Origin of the sequence: uncultured Ferrovibrio sp., assembly GCF_937960835.1 — a bacterium.
Taxonomy (GTDB): Bacteria; Pseudomonadota; Alphaproteobacteria; order Ferrovibrionales; family Ferrovibrionaceae; genus Ferrovibrio.
This window is the reverse complement of record NZ_CALGPC010000015.1, coordinates 338,769-355,626: the sequence shown is the minus strand read 5'-3', so window position 1 is coordinate 355,626 and position 16,858 is coordinate 338,769. Positions and strand designations below refer to the sequence as shown.

General features: G+C 61.1%; 18 protein-coding genes. 15 read left to right on the top strand and 3 right to left on the bottom strand.

Features of this window, described 5'->3' with window-relative positions:
• Positions 1 to 164 precede the first annotated feature (164 nt).
• From Q0603_RS15805 to Q0603_RS15760, 11 genes are all read left to right on the top strand, one after another.
• Positions 165 to 1,481 (top strand): nitrate/nitrite transporter, encoded by a 1,317-nt coding sequence (locus Q0603_RS15805; RefSeq protein ID WP_298727408.1) that lies wholly within the window; start codon positions 165 to 167, stop codon positions 1,479 to 1,481.
• A gap of 3 nt (positions 1,482 to 1,484) precedes the next feature.
• The gene (locus tag Q0603_RS15800; protein ID WP_298727405.1) at positions 1,485 to 2,840 is read left to right on the top strand and encodes a nitrate/nitrite transporter; all 1,356 of its coding nucleotides are present in this window, start codon (positions 1,485 to 1,487) and stop codon (positions 2,838 to 2,840) included.
• A gap of 23 nt (positions 2,841 to 2,863) precedes the next feature.
• Positions 2,864 to 6,595, top strand: coding sequence for a nitrate reductase subunit alpha (locus tag Q0603_RS15795; protein ID WP_298727402.1), 3,732 nt, complete (start codon positions 2,864 to 2,866; stop codon positions 6,593 to 6,595).
• Positions 6,596 to 6,622: 27 nt separating this feature from the next.
• Positions 6,623 to 8,134, top strand: a complete 1,512-nt coding sequence (narH, locus tag Q0603_RS15790; RefSeq protein ID WP_298727399.1) for a nitrate reductase subunit beta — start codon at positions 6,623 to 6,625, stop codon at positions 8,132 to 8,134.
• Positions 8,135 to 8,139: 5 nt separating this feature from the next.
• Positions 8,140 to 8,820, top strand: coding sequence for a nitrate reductase molybdenum cofactor assembly chaperone (gene narJ, locus Q0603_RS15785; protein WP_298727396.1), 681 nt, complete (start codon positions 8,140 to 8,142; stop codon positions 8,818 to 8,820).
• Between the two features lie 16 nt (positions 8,821 to 8,836).
• Positions 8,837 to 9,535: a respiratory nitrate reductase subunit gamma gene (gene narI, locus Q0603_RS15780; RefSeq protein ID WP_298727393.1), complete on the top strand. Its 699-nt coding sequence runs from the start codon at positions 8,837 to 8,839 to the stop codon at positions 9,533 to 9,535.
• 25 nt (positions 9,536 to 9,560) lie between these two features.
• The gene (locus Q0603_RS15775; RefSeq protein ID WP_298727386.1) at positions 9,561 to 10,304 is read left to right on the top strand and encodes a peptidylprolyl isomerase; all 744 of its coding nucleotides are present in this window, start codon (positions 9,561 to 9,563) and stop codon (positions 10,302 to 10,304) included.
• 233 nt (positions 10,305 to 10,537) lie between these two features.
• Positions 10,538 to 10,753: a carbonic anhydrase gene (locus tag Q0603_RS19385; protein WP_366132869.1), complete on the top strand. Its 216-nt coding sequence runs from the start codon at positions 10,538 to 10,540 to the stop codon at positions 10,751 to 10,753.
• Positions 10,660 to 10,875 (top strand): hypothetical protein, encoded by a 216-nt coding sequence (locus Q0603_RS15770; RefSeq protein WP_298727383.1) that lies wholly within the window; start codon positions 10,660 to 10,662, stop codon positions 10,873 to 10,875. The genes Q0603_RS19385 and Q0603_RS15770 overlap by 94 nt, the downstream gene beginning before the upstream one ends.
• Positions 10,876 to 10,887: 12 nt before the next feature.
• A complete protein-coding gene (locus tag Q0603_RS15765) occupies positions 10,888 to 11,040 on the top strand; it encodes a hypothetical protein (protein ID WP_298727380.1) in 153 nt (50 codons plus the stop codon).
• A complete protein-coding gene (locus tag Q0603_RS15760) occupies positions 11,037 to 12,251 on the top strand; it encodes an NnrS family protein (RefSeq protein ID WP_298727377.1) in 1,215 nt (404 codons plus the stop codon). Before Q0603_RS15765 ends, Q0603_RS15760 begins: the two co-directional genes overlap by 4 nt.
• A gap of 76 nt (positions 12,252 to 12,327) precedes the next feature.
• On the opposite strand, the gene Q0603_RS15755 is transcribed toward Q0603_RS15760, so the two are convergent.
• Complete coding sequence (locus tag Q0603_RS15755) at positions 12,328 to 12,774, bottom strand: pseudoazurin (RefSeq protein WP_298727374.1); 447 nt, start codon at positions 12,772 to 12,774, stop codon at positions 12,328 to 12,330.
• A 181-nt stretch (positions 12,775 to 12,955) separates the two neighbouring features.
• On the opposite strand from Q0603_RS15755, the gene Q0603_RS15750 reads away from it, so the two are divergent.
• Positions 12,956 to 13,657 carry a Crp/Fnr family transcriptional regulator gene (locus Q0603_RS15750; protein ID WP_298727371.1) on the top strand — a complete coding sequence of 234 codons (702 nt, stop codon included), beginning with the start codon at positions 12,956 to 12,958 and terminating at the stop codon, positions 13,655 to 13,657.
• On the opposite strand, the gene Q0603_RS15745 is transcribed toward Q0603_RS15750, so the two are convergent.
• A complete protein-coding gene (locus Q0603_RS15745) occupies positions 13,642 to 13,851 on the bottom strand; it encodes a DUF1858 domain-containing protein (protein ID WP_298727368.1) in 210 nt (69 codons plus the stop codon). The genes Q0603_RS15750 and Q0603_RS15745 overlap by 16 nt on opposite strands.
• A gap of 162 nt (positions 13,852 to 14,013) precedes the next feature.
• Between Q0603_RS15745 and Q0603_RS15740 the strand changes: the two genes are divergently transcribed.
• The 3 genes from Q0603_RS15740 to Q0603_RS15730 are packed head-to-tail and all read left to right on the top strand — an operon-like array spanning position 14,014 to position 15,775.
• On the top strand, positions 14,014 to 14,337 hold the full coding sequence (locus tag Q0603_RS15740) for a metal-sulfur cluster assembly factor (RefSeq protein ID WP_298727365.1): 324 nt from the start codon (positions 14,014 to 14,016) through the stop codon (positions 14,335 to 14,337).
• Between the two features lie 36 nt (positions 14,338 to 14,373).
• On the top strand, positions 14,374 to 14,616 hold the full coding sequence (locus Q0603_RS15735) for a DUF2249 domain-containing protein (RefSeq protein WP_298727362.1): 243 nt from the start codon (positions 14,374 to 14,376) through the stop codon (positions 14,614 to 14,616).
• A gap of 19 nt (positions 14,617 to 14,635) precedes the next feature.
• Positions 14,636 to 15,775 carry a hypothetical protein gene (locus tag Q0603_RS15730; RefSeq protein WP_298727359.1) on the top strand — a complete coding sequence of 380 codons (1,140 nt, stop codon included), beginning with the start codon at positions 14,636 to 14,638 and terminating at the stop codon, positions 15,773 to 15,775.
• Here Q0603_RS15730 and Q0603_RS15725 read toward each other — a convergent pair.
• Positions 15,724 to 16,602 (bottom strand): ferritin family protein, encoded by an 879-nt coding sequence (locus Q0603_RS15725; RefSeq protein ID WP_298727356.1) that lies wholly within the window; start codon positions 16,600 to 16,602, stop codon positions 15,724 to 15,726. The genes Q0603_RS15730 and Q0603_RS15725 overlap by 52 nt on opposite strands.
• Positions 16,603 to 16,858 lie beyond the last annotated feature (256 nt).

Here is a 16,858-nt window from a genome sequence, read left to right as displayed (position 1 = left end):
CGTAGCCGTTGATCTAACGCAATCCTGTTTCGCCCGCTCCTGCGCATCGTCTCCTCGCATCCTGCCACTTTACCGGGATGGAGGAGAAAACAGCGATGGTCTCTCAATCTGCCCCCACTGCCAGCCTCGCCACGAATCCTGCCGGTCAGTCTACAGCATTAGTAATGAGTACAGTGGCATTCACTGTATGCTTCGCCGTCTGGACGATCTTCTCGATCATCGGTCTACAGATCAAAAAGGATCTGGGTCTTAACGAAACCCAGTTCGGCCTGCTGATCGGCACACCGATTCTGACGGGCTCACTGAGCCGTCTGCTGCTCGGCATCTGGACCGACCAATATGGCGGCCGCCTGGTCTACACCGCCGTGATGGTGGCCGCCGCGATCGCTACCTGGCTGCTCACCTTGGCCTATTCTTACGAGACCTTCCTGTTGGCCGCGCTCGGCGTCGGCATTGCCGGCGGCTCCTTTGCGGTCGGCGTTGCCTATGTTTCCAAATGGTATCCGAAGGAGAAGCAGGGAACTGCGCTTGGCGTTTTCGGCATGGGCAATGTCGGTGCCGCTGTCACCAAGTTCATTGCTCCCTTCGTGATGGTGGCTTTCGGCTGGGAAATGGTCGCCAAGGTCTGGGCCATTGTTATGCTGATCATGGCGATCGCCTTCTATCTCTTCACCAAAGACGATCCTGCGCTGGCCGAACGCAAGCGCATGGGCGTGAAGCCTGAGCCACTGCTGGCGCAACTGGCGCCGTTGGCAAAACTGCAGGTCTGGCGTTTCTCGCTTTATTACTTCTTCGTCTTTGGCGCTTTCGTCGCCTTGGCGCTCTGGCTGCCGCGCTACTACATGGGCGTCTATGGCCTCGACGTGAAAACGGCGGGCATGCTGGGCGCGGCCTATTCGATCCCGGCCAGCCTGTTCCGCGCCTATGGCGGCGTGCTTTCCGATAAATATGGCGCCCGCCGGGTTATGTACTGGACCTTCATCGTCTCGGTGATCTGCACCTTCCTGCTGTCCTATCCGGCGACCGATTACACGGTGCGTGGCATTACAGGTCCGATCACCTTCACCATTGCCATCGGCTTTGTGCCATTCACGGTGATCGCCTTTGTGCTGGGTTTCTTCATGTCGCTGGGAAAGGCTGCCGTCTACAAGCATATCCCGGTCTATTACCCGAACCATGTCGGCGCAGTGGGCGGCGTGGTCGGCCTGATCGGCGGGCTCGGCGGCTTCGTGCTGCCAATCGCCTTCGGCGCGCTGAACGACATCATTGGCGTTTGGACGAGCTGTTTCATGCTGCTCTTCATCCTGGTCGCGATCGCGCTGACCTGGATGCATTTTGCCATCCTACGCATGGAGCGACGCAAGCATCCGGCCCTGCGCGGCCCACAGGATCTGCCTGAACTGGCCGAAGGCGGAAAGCCTGCCGCCGTGCCCGACACATCGCAATCCGTACCCGCCGGAATCCGGGCGAAGGAGGCTTGAGTCATGACTATCGCGATTGGCAACAACGAGAAACGTCAAGGGGTGTGGCTTAGCCGTTGGGAGCCGGAGGATGCCGGGTTCTGGGAAACCACCGGAAAGCGGATTGCCTGGCGCACGCTGATCATCACCACTGCCAACCTGACCATGGCCTTCATCGTCTGGTTCATGGTTTCAGCCCTAGTGGTGCGCCTGCCGGGCGCCGGCTTCAAGCTGAACCAGACCGAGCTCTTCTGGCTGACGGCCATGCCGGGCCTAGCCGGCGGCACGCTGCGCATCATTCATACTTTTCTGGTGCCGCTTTACGGCACGCGCAACGTGGTAACGATCTCCACGCTCAGTCTGCTGATTCCAACCGTCGGTTGGTTCGTTGCGGTACAGGAGCCGACCACGCCTTACTGGGTGCTGCTGACGCTGGCCTTTCTGGCCGGGCTGGGTGGCGGCAATTTCTCATCCTTCATGCCGAGCACTAGCCTGTTCTTCCCCAAGCGGCTGCAGGGCACCGCCTTGGCGATCCAGGCCGGCATTGGAAATTTCGGGGTCAGCATCGTGCAGTTCGTCACGCCCTGGATCATTGGCGTCGCGCTGTTCGGCAGCTTGGCTGGCGAACCGCTCGATTTCACGCGTGGTGGGGTGCACAGCAAGATCTGGCTGCAGAATGCGGCTCTGGTCTATGTGCCGCTGATCGCGCTGTTCGGCATCCTAGCCTGGTTCATGCTGCGCAGCGTACCAGTGCGGGCCAATTTCCGCGATCAGCTCGACATCTTCAAACTGAAGCACGGCTTCTTCATGACGCTGCTCTACGTCATGACGTTTGGATCCTTCTCCGGTTTCTCAGCCACCTTTCCGCTGCTGATCCGGCAGACCTATACCGGCTTCCCCAACGGTCCCGATCCACTGGCCTATGCTTTCCTCGGGCCGCTGATCGGCTCGATCATGCGCGTGATCGCCGGGCCGCTGTCGGATCGCTTCGGCGGCGCCATCGTCACGCATTGGTCGGGCATCGGTATGATCGTCTGCGCCATCGGCGTAACCTTCTTCACTTCGCCGACCTCGCTGGCCGAGTTCCCATACTTCCTCACCTTCATGCTGGGCCTGTTCTTCTTTTCCGGCATCGGCAATGCCTCGACCTTCAAGCAGATGCCCATGCTGTTCGAGCCACGGCAGGCAGCCGGCGTGATCGGATGGACAAGCGCGGTTGCAGCTTATGGCCCGTTCGCCGCCGGCATCCTGCTTGGCTACTCGATGACGCTGTTCGCCTCACCGAACGCCTTCTTCTACTGGGCCGCTTTCTATTACGCGGTCAATGTCGCCATTAACTGGTGGTACTACGCCCGTAAGGGCGCCGAGCGTCCCTGCTGACGTGAGCCAATGGAGCCCCAACCATGAGCCGCTTTCTCGATCGCCTCACTTACTTTCGCAAACAGGTCGGTCATTTCTCCGATGGCCATGGCGTGGTCACGACCGAGGACCGCGCCTGGGAGGATGCTTATCGCAATCGCTGGGCGCATGACCGCATCGTGCGCTCCACGCATGGTGCCAATTGTACCGGCTCCTGCTCATGGAAAATCTATGTGAAGGGTGGCATCGTCACCTGGGAAACCCAGCAGACGGACTACCCGCGTACGCGACCCGATCTGCCCAATCACGAGCCGCGCGGCTGCGCACGCGGGGCCAGTTACTCCTGGTACATCTACAGCGCCAACCGCGTGAAATATCCGATGGTGCGTGGCCGCCTGATGCGGCTGTGGCGCGCGGCGAAGCAGACCCATCGCGATCCGGTGGCTGCCTGGCAGTCGATTGTCGAGGACAAGGCGAAGACCAAAGAATACAAGACGGCCCGTGGCATGGGCGGCTTCGTGCGTGCGAGCTGGGATGAGGTGAACGAGATCATCGCCGCGGCGAACGCCTATACGATTAAAACCTTCGGCCCTGACCGCATCATCGGCTTCTCGCCGATCCCGGCGATGTCCATGGTATCTTATGCGGCCGGCAGCCGCTATCTGTCGCTGATCGGCGGCGTCTGCATGAGCTTCTACGACTGGTATTGCGACCTGCCGCCCAGTTCTCCACAGACCTGGGGCGAGCAGACCGATGTGCCGGAATCGGCCGACTGGTACAATTCCACCTTCCTGATGCTGTGGGGGTCTAACGTGCCGCAGACGCGCACGCCGGACGCCCATTTCATGACGGAAGTCCGCTACAAGGGCGCCAAGGTGGCGGTGGTGACGCCCGATTATTCGGAAGCCTCAAAATTTGCCGACCTATGGCTGCATCCCAAGCAGGGCACCGATGCGGCGCTGGCCATGGCGATGGGCCATGTGATCCTGAGCGAATACCATGCCAAGGGGCGCAGTGAGTATTTCCAGGACTACTGCCGGCGCTATACCGACATGCCGAATTTGGTGATGCTGGTCGAGCGCGACGGCCGCCTGGTGCCGGACCGTTTCCTGCGCTGCTCTGATTTTGCTGACAATCTGGGCCAGAGCAACAATCCGGAATGGAAGACGGTCGCGCTCGACGAGAAGAGCGGCAAGCTTGTCGCGCCGCTAGGCTCCATCGGTTTCCGCTGGGGCGAACAAGGCAAATGGAATCTGGAGGAGAAGGAAGCTGGCGGCGCCGAGACAAAGCTGCGTCTCGGCCTGAAGGGTGTCGAAGACGAGGTGAGGGGAGTGGCCTTTCCGTATTTCGGCGGCATCGCGCACGAGCATTTCCCGAGCAGTAATCACCCCGAAGTCATCGAGCGCAAAGTTCCGGTCAAACGTGTCCAGACCCGGAATGGCCCGGTTCTGGTCGCGGCAGTCTATGACCTATTCCTGGCCAATTACGGCGTGGATTACGGCTTCGGGGACCCGAATGCCGCGAAGAGCTTCGATGAAGACCTGCCCTATACGCCGGCCTGGCAGGAGCGCATTACCGGCGTACCGCGCGAGCAGGTGATCGCTGTAGCGCGTGCCTTCGCCGACAATGCCGACAAGACCAAGGGCAAGTCCATGGTCATTCTCGGCGCAGCGGTGAACCATTGGTACCACGCCGACATGAATTATCGCGGCATCATCAACCTGCTGGCGATGTGTGGTTGCATTGGCCAGTCAGGTGGCGGCTGGTCGCATTATGTGGGACAGGAGAAGCTGCGCCCGCAATGCGGCTGGCTGCCGCTGGCCTTCGCGCTGGACTGGCATCGACCGCCGCGTCAGCAGAACTCGACCTCATTCTTCTACGCCCATACCGGCCAGTGGCGGTACGAGAAGCTGGCGGTGGAGGAAATCCTCTCTCCGCTGGCGCCGAAGAAGCTGACCGGGTCGCTGATCGATTTCAACGTGCGGGCTGAGCGCATGGGGTGGCTGCCCAGCGCACCACAACTTGAGTGCAATCCGCTGCAACTGACGAAGGATGCAGCCGCGGCCGGGCAGGAACCCGTGCCCTATCTGGTGGAGAAGCTGAAGAGCGGCGACATCCGCATGTCCTGCGAGGACCCGGACAATCCGGCAAATTTCCCGCGCAACATGTTCGTCTGGCGCTCAAACATCCTGGGCTCCAGCGGCAAGGGGCATGAATACTTCCTCAAATATCTGCTCGGCACCCAGCATGGCGTGCAGGGCAAGGATCTCGGCCAAGAAGGGGGGCGCAAGCCGGAGGAGGTGATCTGGCGCGAGGAGGCGGAAGGCAAGCTCGATCTGCTCGTGACGCTCGATTTCCGCATGTCCACCACCTGCATGTATTCCGACATCGTGCTGCCGACCGCCACCTGGTACGAGAAGCACGACATGAATACCTCCGACATGCATCCCTTTATCCATCCGCTGTCGGCAGCGGTAGATCCGGCTTGGGAAGCGCGCAGCGACTGGGAGATCTTCAAGGGCATCGCCAAGACATTCTCTTCTATCTGCGAAGGCCATCTCAGCGTCGAGAAGGACATCGTGCTCACACCGCTGATGCACGATACGCCGTCCGAGTTGGGCCAGGCCTTCGAGCCGAAGGAATGGCGCAAGGGTGAGATCGAACCCATCCCGGGCAAGACCATGCCACAAATCACCGTAGTCGAGCGCGACTATCCGAACACCTACAAGAAGTTCACGGCGCTCGGACCTCTGATGACCAAGATCGGCAATGGCGGCAAGGGCATCGTCTGGAATACCGCGCATGAGGTGGATTTGCTAGCCAAGCTGAATGGCAAGGTCACCGAACCAGGCATTACCCAGGGGCTGCCGAAGATCGAGACCGATATCGATGCAGCGGAAGTGATCCTGTCGCTGGCACCGGAAACCAACGGGGAGGTGGCGGTGAAATCCTGGGCTGCCTTGTCCAAGGCGACCGGCCGCGACCATACGCATCTGGCAACTCCGCGCGAAGACGACAAGCTGCGCTTTCGCGACCTGCAGGCGCAGCCGCGCAAGATCATCTCCTCTCCAACATGGAGCGGGCTGGAATCCGAGCATGTCAGCTATAATGCCGGCTACACCAACGTGCATGAGCTGATCCCCTGGCGCACACTGACCGGCCGGCAGCAGCTTTATCAGGATCACCCCTGGATGCGGGCCTTCGGCGAGGGTTTGAGCACTTATCGTCCGCCCATCGATACGCGAAGCGTGGCCGAGGTGCATGGTAAGCGCAGCAACGGCAATCCGGAAATCCTGCTGAACTTCATCACGCCACACCAGAAATGGGGTATCCACAGCACTTATACCGACAATCTGATGATGCTCACCCTGTCGCGCGGTGGACCGATCGTCTGGCTTAGCGAGGTGGATGCCGGAAAGGCTGGCATCGAGGACAACGACTGGGTCGAGGTCTTCAACTCGAACGGCGCGCTGGTGGCGCGTGCCGTGGTCAGCCAGCGCGTGAACGAGGGCATGATCCTGATGTATCACGCGCAGGAGAAGATCGTGAACGTACCGGGCAGCGAAATCACCGGTGCACGCGGCGGTATCCACAACTCCGTCACCCGCGCCACGGTCAAGCCGACGCATATGATCGGCGGCTACGCCCAGCTCAGCTACGGCTTCAACTACTACGGCACGATTGGCACTAATCGCGACGAGTTTGTGGTGGTGCGCAAAATGACCAATGTGGACTGGCTTGAACGCCCGCGCTCCGGCGCCGCAGCCGCCGAGTAAGCCAGTCGTGACCAAGGAGATTGCCCCATGAAAGTCCGTGCTCAAATTGCCATGGTTCTGAACCTGGACAAGTGCATCGGCTGCCACACCTGCTCAGTGACCTGCAAGAACGTCTGGACCTCGCGCGAGGGCGTAGAATACGCCTGGTTCAACAATGTCGAGACCAAGCCTGGCATCGGCTATCCCAAGGAATGGGAGAACCAGGATAAATGGCAGGGCGGCTGGAGACGCACCCGCAGTGGACGAATCGAGCCGCGCATCGGCGGCAGATGGCGGCTGCTGGCCAAGATCTTCGCCAATCCGCATCTACCCGAGATCGACGACTATTACGAGCCCTTCACCTTTGAATACGACCACCTGCAGACTGCGCAGGAATCCGAGGCCATGCCAGTGGCCCGGCCAGTCTCGCTGATCACCGGCAAACGGATGGAGAAGATCGAGTGGGGGCCAAACTGGGAAGAGATCCTCGGCACTGAATTCGCCAAGCGCTCGAAGGACAAGAACTTCGATGGCGTGCAGAAAGAAATCTACGGGCAGTTCGAAAACACCTTCATGTTCTATCTGCCACGCCTGTGCGAGCACTGCCTCAATCCAGCCTGTGTCGCTTCCTGCCCATCGGGCTCGATCTACAAGCGCGAGGAGGATGGCATCGTCCTGATCGATCAGGATAAGTGCCGCGGCTGGCGGATGTGCGTCAGCGCCTGCCCGTACAAGAAGATTTACTACAACTGGAAGTCCGGGAAGGCGGAAAAATGCATCTTCTGCTTCCCGCGCATCGAGGCGGGCGAACCGACGGTCTGCTCTGAGACTTGCGTCGGCCGCATCCGCTATCTCGGCGTGCTGCTCTACGATGCCGACCGGATCGAAGAAGCGGCCAGCGTGCCAGCCGAGCAGGATTTGTATCAGGCGCAGCTCGACGTCTTCCTCGATCCGCATGATCCTGCGGTGATCGAACAGGCTCGGCGCGACGGCGTACCGGAAAACTGGCTGGAAGCGGCGCGCATATCGCCCACCTACAAGATGGCGATCGAGTGGAAGATAGCTTTCCCGCTGCATCCGGAATACCGCACCTTGCCGATGGTCTGGTATGTGCCGCCGCTTTCGCCAATCCAGGCGGCGGCCGATGCCGGCAAGATCGCCATGGCCGATCAGATCGCCGATGTGCGCAGCCTGCGCATCCCGGTGAAGTATCTGGCCAATCTGCTGACCGCCGGAGTCGAGGAACCCATCGTGCAGGCGCTGGAGCGCATGATAGCGATGCGGGTGTTCATGCGCAGCCGCCATGTGGAAGGCAGGGACAATACCGCCGTGCTCGATCGGGTGGGGCTAAATCCGGCTCAGGTCGAGGGCATGTACAGGATCATGGCGATTGCCAATTACGAGGAACGCTACGTGATCCCGTCCACCCATCGTGAATATGCAGAAAGCGCCTTCGACCTGCGCGGTGGCTGCGGATTCTCGTTCGGGGCGGGCTGCACGGGCGGCAAGGAACCGGCCAACCTGTTCGCGCCGGGCCGTCGCGCAGCTGCCGGGGAGTGACGGCCATGCGCATCTTGAAAGCCCTGTCCGCGCTGCTGGACTACCCCACCGCCGACCTGCAAGCGGCGCTGCCGGAAATCCGCGCCATTATTGAGATTGATCTGAAGAGCAGCCCGAAGGTCGCCGGTGCGCTCGGCAACCTGGTGGCAGAACTCGAAGCCCCGGATCTGATGGCGTTGCAGGAACGCTTCACCAGCCTATTCGACCGTGGCCGTTCCGTTGCCCTGCATCTCTATGAGCATGTGCATGGCGACTCCCGTGACCGCGGTCCGGCGATGGTGGCGCTGGCCGAGCTGTACCGCAGCCATGGCTTCGAGCCGCATCCACGCGAACTGCCGGACTACCTGCCGATGCTGCTCGAATTCCTCAGCCAGATCGATCCGCAGGAGGCCTGCTGCATCCTGCGCGATGCGGCACCGATCCTCGCATTGCTGCGCGACCGGCTGGAGAAACGCCATTCGGCTTATGTCGCCGTGCCTGCCGCCTTGCTGGCGATTGCCGAGGCCGGGGCCGTGATGGCGCCGGCGCGTCCGGCCGATGAAGACGACGACAGCTTCGAGGCACTGGACAGGGCCTGGGAGGAAGCTGCCGTCACCTTCGGGCCCGAAAACGATCCCAGCCGCAATGGCGGCTGCGGCAAGGCCTCAGCCTGGAAGCAGGCCATGAACAATCCATCCCCGCGCTGAGACGGAGGATCAGATCATGATGCAGTATGTCGAGCATTTCCTGTTCGGAATCTACCCTTATATCGGCCTGAGCGTGTTTTCCATCGGCAGCCTGGTTCGGTTCGAGCACGGCCAGTACACCTGGCGCAGCGGCTCAAGCCAGCTGCTGCGCGCGCGGCAGCTTCGCTGGGGCTCGAACCTGTTCCATATCGGAATCCTGTTCCTATTTGCCGGACATTTCGTCGGCCTGCTGACGCCGCATTGGTTGTATGAGCATTTCATCTCTGCCGGGGCCAAGCAGATAGTGGCGGTGGTATCTGGCGGCACGGCGGGCACGATTTGCTTCATCGGACTGACGCTGCTCTTGCACCGGCGGTTGAGCGATCCGCGCATCCGGGTGACGTCCTCGCCGATGGATATCGCAATTCTGCTGGTTCTGTGGCTGCAACTGGTGCTGGGTCTCGCCACCCTGCCTTACTCGATCCAGCATAGCGATGGGGGCGTCATGCTTGCCTTATCAGAATGGGCGCAGCGCATCGTCACCTTCCGCAGCGGCGCCGCCGAACTGGTACGGAACGTGGACTGGCCCTTCAAGCTGCATCTGGTGCTGGGCGTCACTATCTTCGTGCTGTTCCCGTTCAGCCGTCTGGTCCACATCTGGAGCGTTCCGGTCGGCTATGTCTTCCGCAGCTATCAGGTAGTGCGCCGCCGGTCGCCCGCCCGCCCGACGCTCTAAGGAGGCCATCATGGAAATCCTCCGTGTGAACGGAACGGTCATTGACGAAGCCGCCGTGCTGGCCGAGATGCAATATCACCCAGCAGCGACGGCCGAGGAGGCAGGCCGCCGCGCGGCCCGGGCCCTGGCAATCCGCGAGTTGCTGCTCCAGCGCGCCGAGGCGCTGGGCATCGACCGGGAGGTGGAGGATGCCATCGACCGGGTCATCGCCACCGAGGTTCCGCTGCCCGCGCCGGACGAGGAAAGCTGCCGCCGCTATTTCGAAGCCAACCGCGCGCAGTTCGTTAGCCCGACATTGTACGAGGCCCGCCATATCCTGATCGCAGCGATGCCCGAGGATGACGCGGAACAGGAGGCGGCGCGAAATCGGGCCAACCGGCTGATTGCCATGCTGCAGCAGGACCCGGAGCTGTTCGCTCAATTGGCGCGGCAGTACTCGGCCTGCCCATCCAAGGAGACAGGCGGGCATCTCGGTCAGTTCGCCAGCGGCACGACCGTCCCGGAATTCGAATCTGTCCTTGACAATCTGGAAATTGGGCAGCTTTGGCCCGTGCCGGTGCCAAGCCGCTATGGCTTTCATGTGCTGCAACTGCTGCAGCGCGAGCCGGGCCGGGAACTACCCTACGAACAGGTGCGTGGGCGTGTGGCAGATTACCTGAGCGAGGCAGTATTCCGTACGGCTATCCGCCAGTACATATCGCTGCTGATAGCCGAAGCCGAGGTCAGCGGCGTGGCCTTGGCTGGCGCCGAGTCACTGTTGATGCAGTGATGGGGACACATGCCGGAACGCGTATTAAGCTCCGGCACACTTGCGCTGTGCCGATTGCTGCGTGGGTTCGAGGATTTCCGTAGCAGCTTCTTTGAGCGCGACGACCGGCCTTACGAGAAACTGGTCAGCGAAGGACAATCGCCGCGCGTACTGGTGATCGCCTGTTCGGATTCGCGTACCGGTCCCGCTCTGCTGACCAGGCACAGCCCGGAGATTTATTCGTCATCCGCAATGTGGCGGCGCTGGTACCCACCTATGAGCAGCCGCGTGGTGTGCCGAAGGGAACCAGTGCGGCGGTGGAGTTTGGCGTCCGGGCGCTGGAAGTCGATCATGTCATCGTGCTGGGACATTCCCATTGCAGCGGGATCCGCTTTCTGACGGAACGTGGGGCGGCAGCGCGGATTTCGAGTTCCCGCCCGACTGGGTCGCCATGTCGGGCGAGGCGGTGACGCAGATGGAAAATCTCGTCAGCGAAGCGGGGGAGGCGGAACGCCTGCGGTGGCTGGAAAAATCTGCAATCAGGTTGTCCCTGCGCAATCTCAAAGCTTTCCGTGGATGGCCGAGCGTGTGAGGAGCGGACAACTTGCGTTACATGGTTGGCATTTCCGATCTGCAGCACGGCCTGCTCCATGCGATGAATGGACGAAACGGGCAGTTTTATGTCGTGCTGGCAGGTGAAATCCCCGCACCGGCCTGCGGGTGTTGCGAAGGCCTGATGGAGCTGGTGGATCAATGACCGATACAGCGTCAAAAGCGGCGCGCCGCGCGAGGGCGACCTCCTCCTGGCCGGCCTTTCTACAATCCGGATTCCGGCCGTTTTTCCTGTTTTGCGGTCTGCAGGCCAGCATTTTCATTCCGTTGTGGCTGGCGGTTTGGGTTCTGGGCTGGGATCTGCCTGCGAGCAGCAATCCTGTTCTATGGCACGGTCATACGATGATTTTCGGCTTTGCCTCGGCGGCGTTGACCGGATTTCTGCTGACGGCCGTGCCGAACTGGACCGAGGCCGGGCCGGTGCGCGGTTTGCGCCTGCTGCTTCTGGCCTGTTTCTGGCTCGCGGCGCGTGCGCTGTCAGTTTTCCCGTCGTCTGCCGTGCCGTTCATGGCGGCCGATATCGGCTTCTGGATGCTGCTGATCGTTTTCATCGCGCCGGGAATCCTGAAGCGCAATGCCAGGCGGAATGGTGTGTTCGTCGTTATCCTGACGGCGCTGATCGCGCTCAGCCTGCTCTGGCACCTGTCGCTGCGGTTCGGTTGGCAGGGTAGCGGCCTGCTCAGCCTGCACGCCGGGCTGGGGCTTTATCTTCTGGCTATCAGCGTCATTGGCGGGAGGATCATCCCGGCCTTCACGCTCGGCGGCCTGCGGCAGGCAGGATATAACGTGTCCTTCCCGCCAATGGTCCGGCTCGCCTGGGCAGCCAATATCGCTTTTCTGGTGGCCTTGGCCAGCAAACTGGCGGGATTGCCTGTCACGATTCAAGTTATGGTGTTTCTGCTGGCCGCCATTCTGCATGGCATCCGGCTGGCTGGCTGGTGGCGGCCGCAAATCCTGCGGATACCGCTGATCTGGTCGCTGCATCTGGGCTATCTCTTTCTGCCGCTGGGCTTTGCGCTGGAAGCCGCGGGTGCGGCCGGGCTGATCCCGAGCACGGCGGCCATCCATGCGCTGGGCAGTGGGGCGGTTGGCCTGATGATCCTTGCGGTGATGACGCGTGCGTCATTGGGCCATACCGGCCGGAAGCTCGCGGCGCCTCCCACCGCGGCGCTGGCGTATTACCTTGTTGCCGTCGGCGCATTGCTGCGCGTGGTTGCAGCAGCGTTCCCCGATATGGAGCTTTACCGCGAATTGCTGGGTATGGGCGGACTGCTCTGGTCAGGCGGTTTTATCGCCTTCGTGCTCGGCTATGCCGGCATCCTGATCCGGCCGCGCATCGATGGACGGCCCGGTTAGGCAGGACAGATTTTTGAGAAAAAGAAGAAGCGCCGGATGGCTGGCCGGGCAGCCGGCCAGCCATGGCTCGCGGCATTCACTTGCTGGCGACGACGGGATCGGCAAAGAGCTTTGCAAAAACCTGCTTCGCCTTGCCGGGATGTTTGACGGCCTTGGCCTGTTCATGATTGTCGGGCGTGCCGGCCACGACCATGCCCACCATGCCCATGCCGTAATGCGGCTTGCATTTGAAGCCGTAGACACCGGCCTTGTCGAATTTCACCGTGACCGTCTCATTGATCTGGCCGGTGAAGGGCACAACGCCATCCGGCACCATGCCGGGAATGGCTTCAACATTGTGGCCTTTGCTGACCGGCACGAATTTCACGGTGTCTCCCGGCGCGATTTTGACCAGTGCCGGCTCGAAAACCATGACGCCCGTGGCGCCCTTGTCCAGCATCTTCACTTCGATTTCCGCCGCGGCCACCGCGCCGGAGAGTGTCACAGCCGCCAGAGCGGCGCCGAAAAACAAAGCTGTACGCATTTGGCATTCTCCATGTTTCGACGGCACCGCAACGATGTCGTCCGGATCGTAGATACCGCATGCGAGGAACTTGGAATTTGTGCGGCCGCAAACAAAACCGCGTTTTCAGCGGCTTTCCGTTGGCTGGAAACCGGGCGCTGCGCTTGGTATTCTGCGAGAAACCCGTTCTTCGGAAGGCCGAATGACCGCTATTGATCCGTCGATCGTCGCCGAGTTCTCCTTGTTCCGCGAACTGTCGCGCGACCAGATCCGAGACATCCTCAGCAGCGCCACGCCGCGCCGCTATGCGAAGAACACCAATGTCTTCGAGCAGGATGGCAAAGCCGACTATTTCTTCCTGCTGCTGAACGGGCATCTGCGCGTCTCGCGCCTGATCCCCGATGGGCAGCAGGTGGTGGTCCGCTATATCGTAGCGGGCGATATCTTCGGCATCGCCATGGCGATCGGCCGCGATACCTATCCGGCCACGGCAACGGCGATCGTCGAAAGCCTGGCATTGGCCTGGCCATCCGCAAGCTGGCCCTCATTGGTGGCGAAGTATCCCACTCTCGCTGCCGGTACCATGCAGACCCTGGGCAACCGGCTGCAGGACGTGCAGGCCCGGGTTGTCGAGATGTCGACCGAGGAGGTCGAGCGCCGCGTGGCGCATGCCTTGCTGCGCCTTGTCCGCCAGTCTGGACGCAAGGTCGAGCAGGGAATTGAGATCGATTTCCCGATTTCCCGTCAGGATGTGGCCGAAATGACAGGCACCACGCTGCATACCGTGAGCCGCATTCTCAGCGCCTGGGAGGATCGGGGGCTGGTTCGAGGCGGCCGGCAGAAGATCATTCTGACCGATGCGCATCGGCTTTTCCTGCTGGCGGAAGGTCAGTCTGAGTCCTGATCTGCCATGGCCTGCCGCAGCGCGGCCAGGAAGACTGCAGGTGAAACGCCGTGGGCCTGGGCGGCATCGCCAATGCTGTGAAAGCAGGACACCGGGCAGCCGACGCAGCGCAGCTTGAAATCGAGAAAAACGCGAATTGTCGCAGGACGGCGACGTAAAACGTCGTCCACAATGTCGTCCAGCTCAGGTTCCATGTGATGTCCTCCAGCCGCGCCATCGTTACGCGTGGCTGAGAGACCGTCTTTGTCGCAACGCAAGCAAAGAGCAGCCTTTGACGATTGCTCGTGACTTTGCGGCAGCACAAAGAAGGCGGCCAGCCGCTACTGCATATAAGCCTCGTCCATACGAGGTTGCTTATGCCTGCTCCCGCTTCGACTGCATCTCTAGACACCAATATTCTTGATGCCCTCCAGGCCGTGATCGACCCGGAAGTAGGGCTGAGCATTGTCGATCTTGGTCTGGTCTACCGCGCGATGCGCACGGACGACGCCATCGATGTCGCGATCACGCTCACCACGCGGGCCTGTCCGCTGGGCCGAATGATCGTTCGAGAAGCCGAGGACCGACTGCGACAGCGTTTTCCCGATGCAGGCTCGGTGGACGTAAAGCTGGTCTGGGAGCCGCCATGGAAGCCGGACCGCATCACCGAGCAGGGTCGGGCGCAGCTCGGCCGCCATTGAACATCACATTGAACGTCGCTGAACGAAGGAACTGCCATGAGCACTAATATCGTCACCACTATCGATGTCCGTGATATTGCGCCGCGGCTGCGTCATCCCCTGATCATGAAGACGTTTAATGATCTCACGCCGGGACAGGCTTTTCTGCTGGTAAACGACCACGATCCTAAGCCGCTCCATTATCAGTTCAATGCCGAATTCGCGGGCCTGTTCGACTGGACCTATCTGGAACAGGGGCCTGAGGTTTGGCAGGTGCGGATCGGCCGTGTCGCGGCTTGAGCGATATTTGCCGGCAGCGATGCGGGACCCGCAGCGGTTCCGCGTCCTGCTCCTGCTGCTGGGCGGATTGAGCCTGCTTGCCGGCCTATGCGGCGGGTTATGGCGGCTCGGCTGGGAGATGCCTCATGGCGAAGGCCTTGCTCAGTTGCATGGCCCGCTGATGGTGTCAGGTCTGTTCGGCACGCTGATCAGTCTGGAGCGGGCCGTCGCGTTGGCACGGCCTTGGGCCTATCTAGGGCCGCTGGCGGCGGGGCTTGGCAGCGTGATGTTGATCGCGGGACTGCCGCTGATCTTCGGTGCTGGCGCCTATCTTCTGGCCAGCGCCATTCTATCGCTGGCTTCTCTCATTATTCTGCGTCAGCAGCCGGCCTTGTTCACCGGCGCCATGCTGTTCGGTGCGCTGGCCTGGCTTGCGGGAAATATGCTCTGGCTGCTGGACGGCGCGGTCAGCGAGCTGGTTGGCTGGTGGCTGGTCTTCCTGATCCTCACCATTGCCGGCGAAAGGCTGGAAATGAGCCGCCTGCTGCCAAGCAAGGCTGGCAGTGAAGGACTGTTCCTGGTTTCGATCGGCTTGCTGGCGGCGGGCGCACGCAACAGCCTGACGGATGAGGATGGCGCCGTCCTGTTCGGGTTGGGCTTGCTGGCAGTCATGCTGTGGCTGTTTCGTCACGACATCGCCCGGCACACCATTCGGCAGCAGGGGCAGACCAGGTTCTTCGCCGTCTGCATGCTGCTTGGCTATGTCTGGCTGGGATTCGCTGGTGTTGCGCTGCTGGCACGCTTTCCATTCCTGACGGCGCAGGGCTACGACATCGCGCTACATGCCGTGCTGATCGGATTTGTCATCTCGATGGTTTTCGGCCATGCCCTGGTGATCCTGCCAGCCGTGACCCATTGGCGTGTCGCATATACGCATTGGCTCTATCTGCCGCTAGCATTGCTGCATCTGTCGGTGTTACTGCGTGCAGCCGGTGGGTTGGCGGTGTGGGCCGGGTTACGTCAGCTCAGCGGCCTGATCACCATAGCCGCGATCCTTGCTTTCGTGCTGACGATGGCGGGATCGGCCTGGCGGCACCGGCTGAGAAGGGCGGCCCAGCAGAACGGCAATCAGGCAGCGCTTTTGCCGTCGGGCAGCGCATTGCCGAGAGCGCGGAGCTGAGCAAGTCGCAGAACAGCTCGTTCCGCCAGTTTCTGCGCCTGAGCGATCTCCGACTCATCCTTGGAGTGGTCGCTGATCTCGAGATAGCCTTCCGCCAGACGCTCGGCAATGGTCAGGATGTCGTCTCCGTCGTCCTCTGCTTTATCTGCCGCTGCGGTACCTGTGAGTATGGCAGCCGTATCCCGAGCTTCATTGGACAGCCGCTGCAATTCTTCCGCGGAATGACCTGCCGTATCGGCTGCGGCGTACTGGAGTTTCAGCGCAAGTTGGCTTTCCGTCTGCCCGAGAATTGCAAGCGTTTTCGCACCGCGATGTGATTTGGAGAGTCCTTCGGCGTGATAGGCCTGACGGCGCGCCCGGCGCAGATCCCAGCCATGCTGCAGTTCCTGCCGCGCCATCTTTTCGGCTGCTGTTCTTAGATCATCTGTGGGGGCACGGGCCGCGATGTAGCTCCAGAGCGCAAAGGCGCGGTCCTCATTCTGCACTGCAACAGCCAGAATCCGGTAAGCATTGGCCAGGCGTGATGAAGCCAGTTCCGCGCCGCTTTCAACGTCAAATGTCTCTGGCACGTCCCAGCGGATTGCCGCGGGGTCCGGTGCCTTGCCGGTTTTCTGCGCCGACCATTCTTCGACGTAATGTTCGTGATGACGCTCTTCTTCAGCCAGTTTTTCGAAGAGATCAGCCAATTTTGCATTGCCTTCCTGCCGCGTCTGACGGGCGAAGGCCGCATAATGCTCGGCTGCTTCATGCTCCAGTGCATAGGCAATTGCCAAAAGCTCGTCCAGCGAGCGCACCGAATCCGGCGGCTCCGATTTCAATGCGGTCATTTTCGCATCTCCTGAAGTTCATACGTCAGAATGTCATCTCTTCTGCCTGTCCGGTCAAATTTTGACTTTCGTCAAGTTTTGTCTGTTATTTCTCGGCTGCCGAACCAATATTTGACATAGCACAATAATGGCCAGCGTTTTGGTTCTTATACCCTGCCTTAGGTCGCGCTCAGCCCCAATGCGACCGCCAAAGGGTCATGCGTCTATTTTGGTCGTTTCCAGTATCGAAAACAGTCGAATTCTCCGCTTCACCGTT

Bases quoted from the DNA above. Each gene is read 5' to 3' on its own strand.
- Q0603_RS15805 (WP_298727408.1), top strand. From the start codon at position 165: ATGAGTACAGTGGCATTCACTGTATGCTTCGCCGTCTGGACGATCTTC.
- Q0603_RS15800 (WP_298727405.1), top strand. From the start codon at position 1,485: ATGACTATCGCGATTGGCAACAACGAGAAACGTCAAGGGGTGTGGCTT.
- Q0603_RS15795 (WP_298727402.1), top strand. From the start codon at position 2,864: ATGAGCCGCTTTCTCGATCGCCTCACTTACTTTCGCAAACAGGTCGGT.
- narH (WP_298727399.1), top strand. From the start codon at position 6,623: ATGAAAGTCCGTGCTCAAATTGCCATGGTTCTGAACCTGGACAAGTGC.
- narJ (WP_298727396.1), top strand. From the start codon at position 8,140: ATGCGCATCTTGAAAGCCCTGTCCGCGCTGCTGGACTACCCCACCGCC.
- narI (WP_298727393.1), top strand. From the start codon at position 8,837: ATGATGCAGTATGTCGAGCATTTCCTGTTCGGAATCTACCCTTATATC.
- Q0603_RS15760 (WP_298727377.1), top strand. From the start codon at position 11,037: ATGACCGATACAGCGTCAAAAGCGGCGCGCCGCGCGAGGGCGACCTCC.
- Q0603_RS15755 (WP_298727374.1), bottom strand. From the start codon at position 12,774: ATGCGTACAGCTTTGTTTTTCGGCGCCGCTCTGGCGGCTGTGACACTC.
- Q0603_RS15750 (WP_298727371.1), top strand. From the start codon at position 12,956: ATGACCGCTATTGATCCGTCGATCGTCGCCGAGTTCTCCTTGTTCCGC.
- Q0603_RS15745 (WP_298727368.1), bottom strand. From the start codon at position 13,851: ATGGAACCTGAGCTGGACGACATTGTGGACGACGTTTTACGTCGCCGT.
- Q0603_RS15740 (WP_298727365.1), top strand. From the start codon at position 14,014: ATGCCTGCTCCCGCTTCGACTGCATCTCTAGACACCAATATTCTTGAT.
- Q0603_RS15735 (WP_298727362.1), top strand. From the start codon at position 14,374: ATGAGCACTAATATCGTCACCACTATCGATGTCCGTGATATTGCGCCG.
- Q0603_RS15730 (WP_298727359.1), top strand. From the start codon at position 14,636: ATGCGGGACCCGCAGCGGTTCCGCGTCCTGCTCCTGCTGCTGGGCGGA.
- Q0603_RS15725 (WP_298727356.1), bottom strand. From the start codon at position 16,602: ATGACCGCATTGAAATCGGAGCCGCCGGATTCGGTGCGCTCGCTGGAC.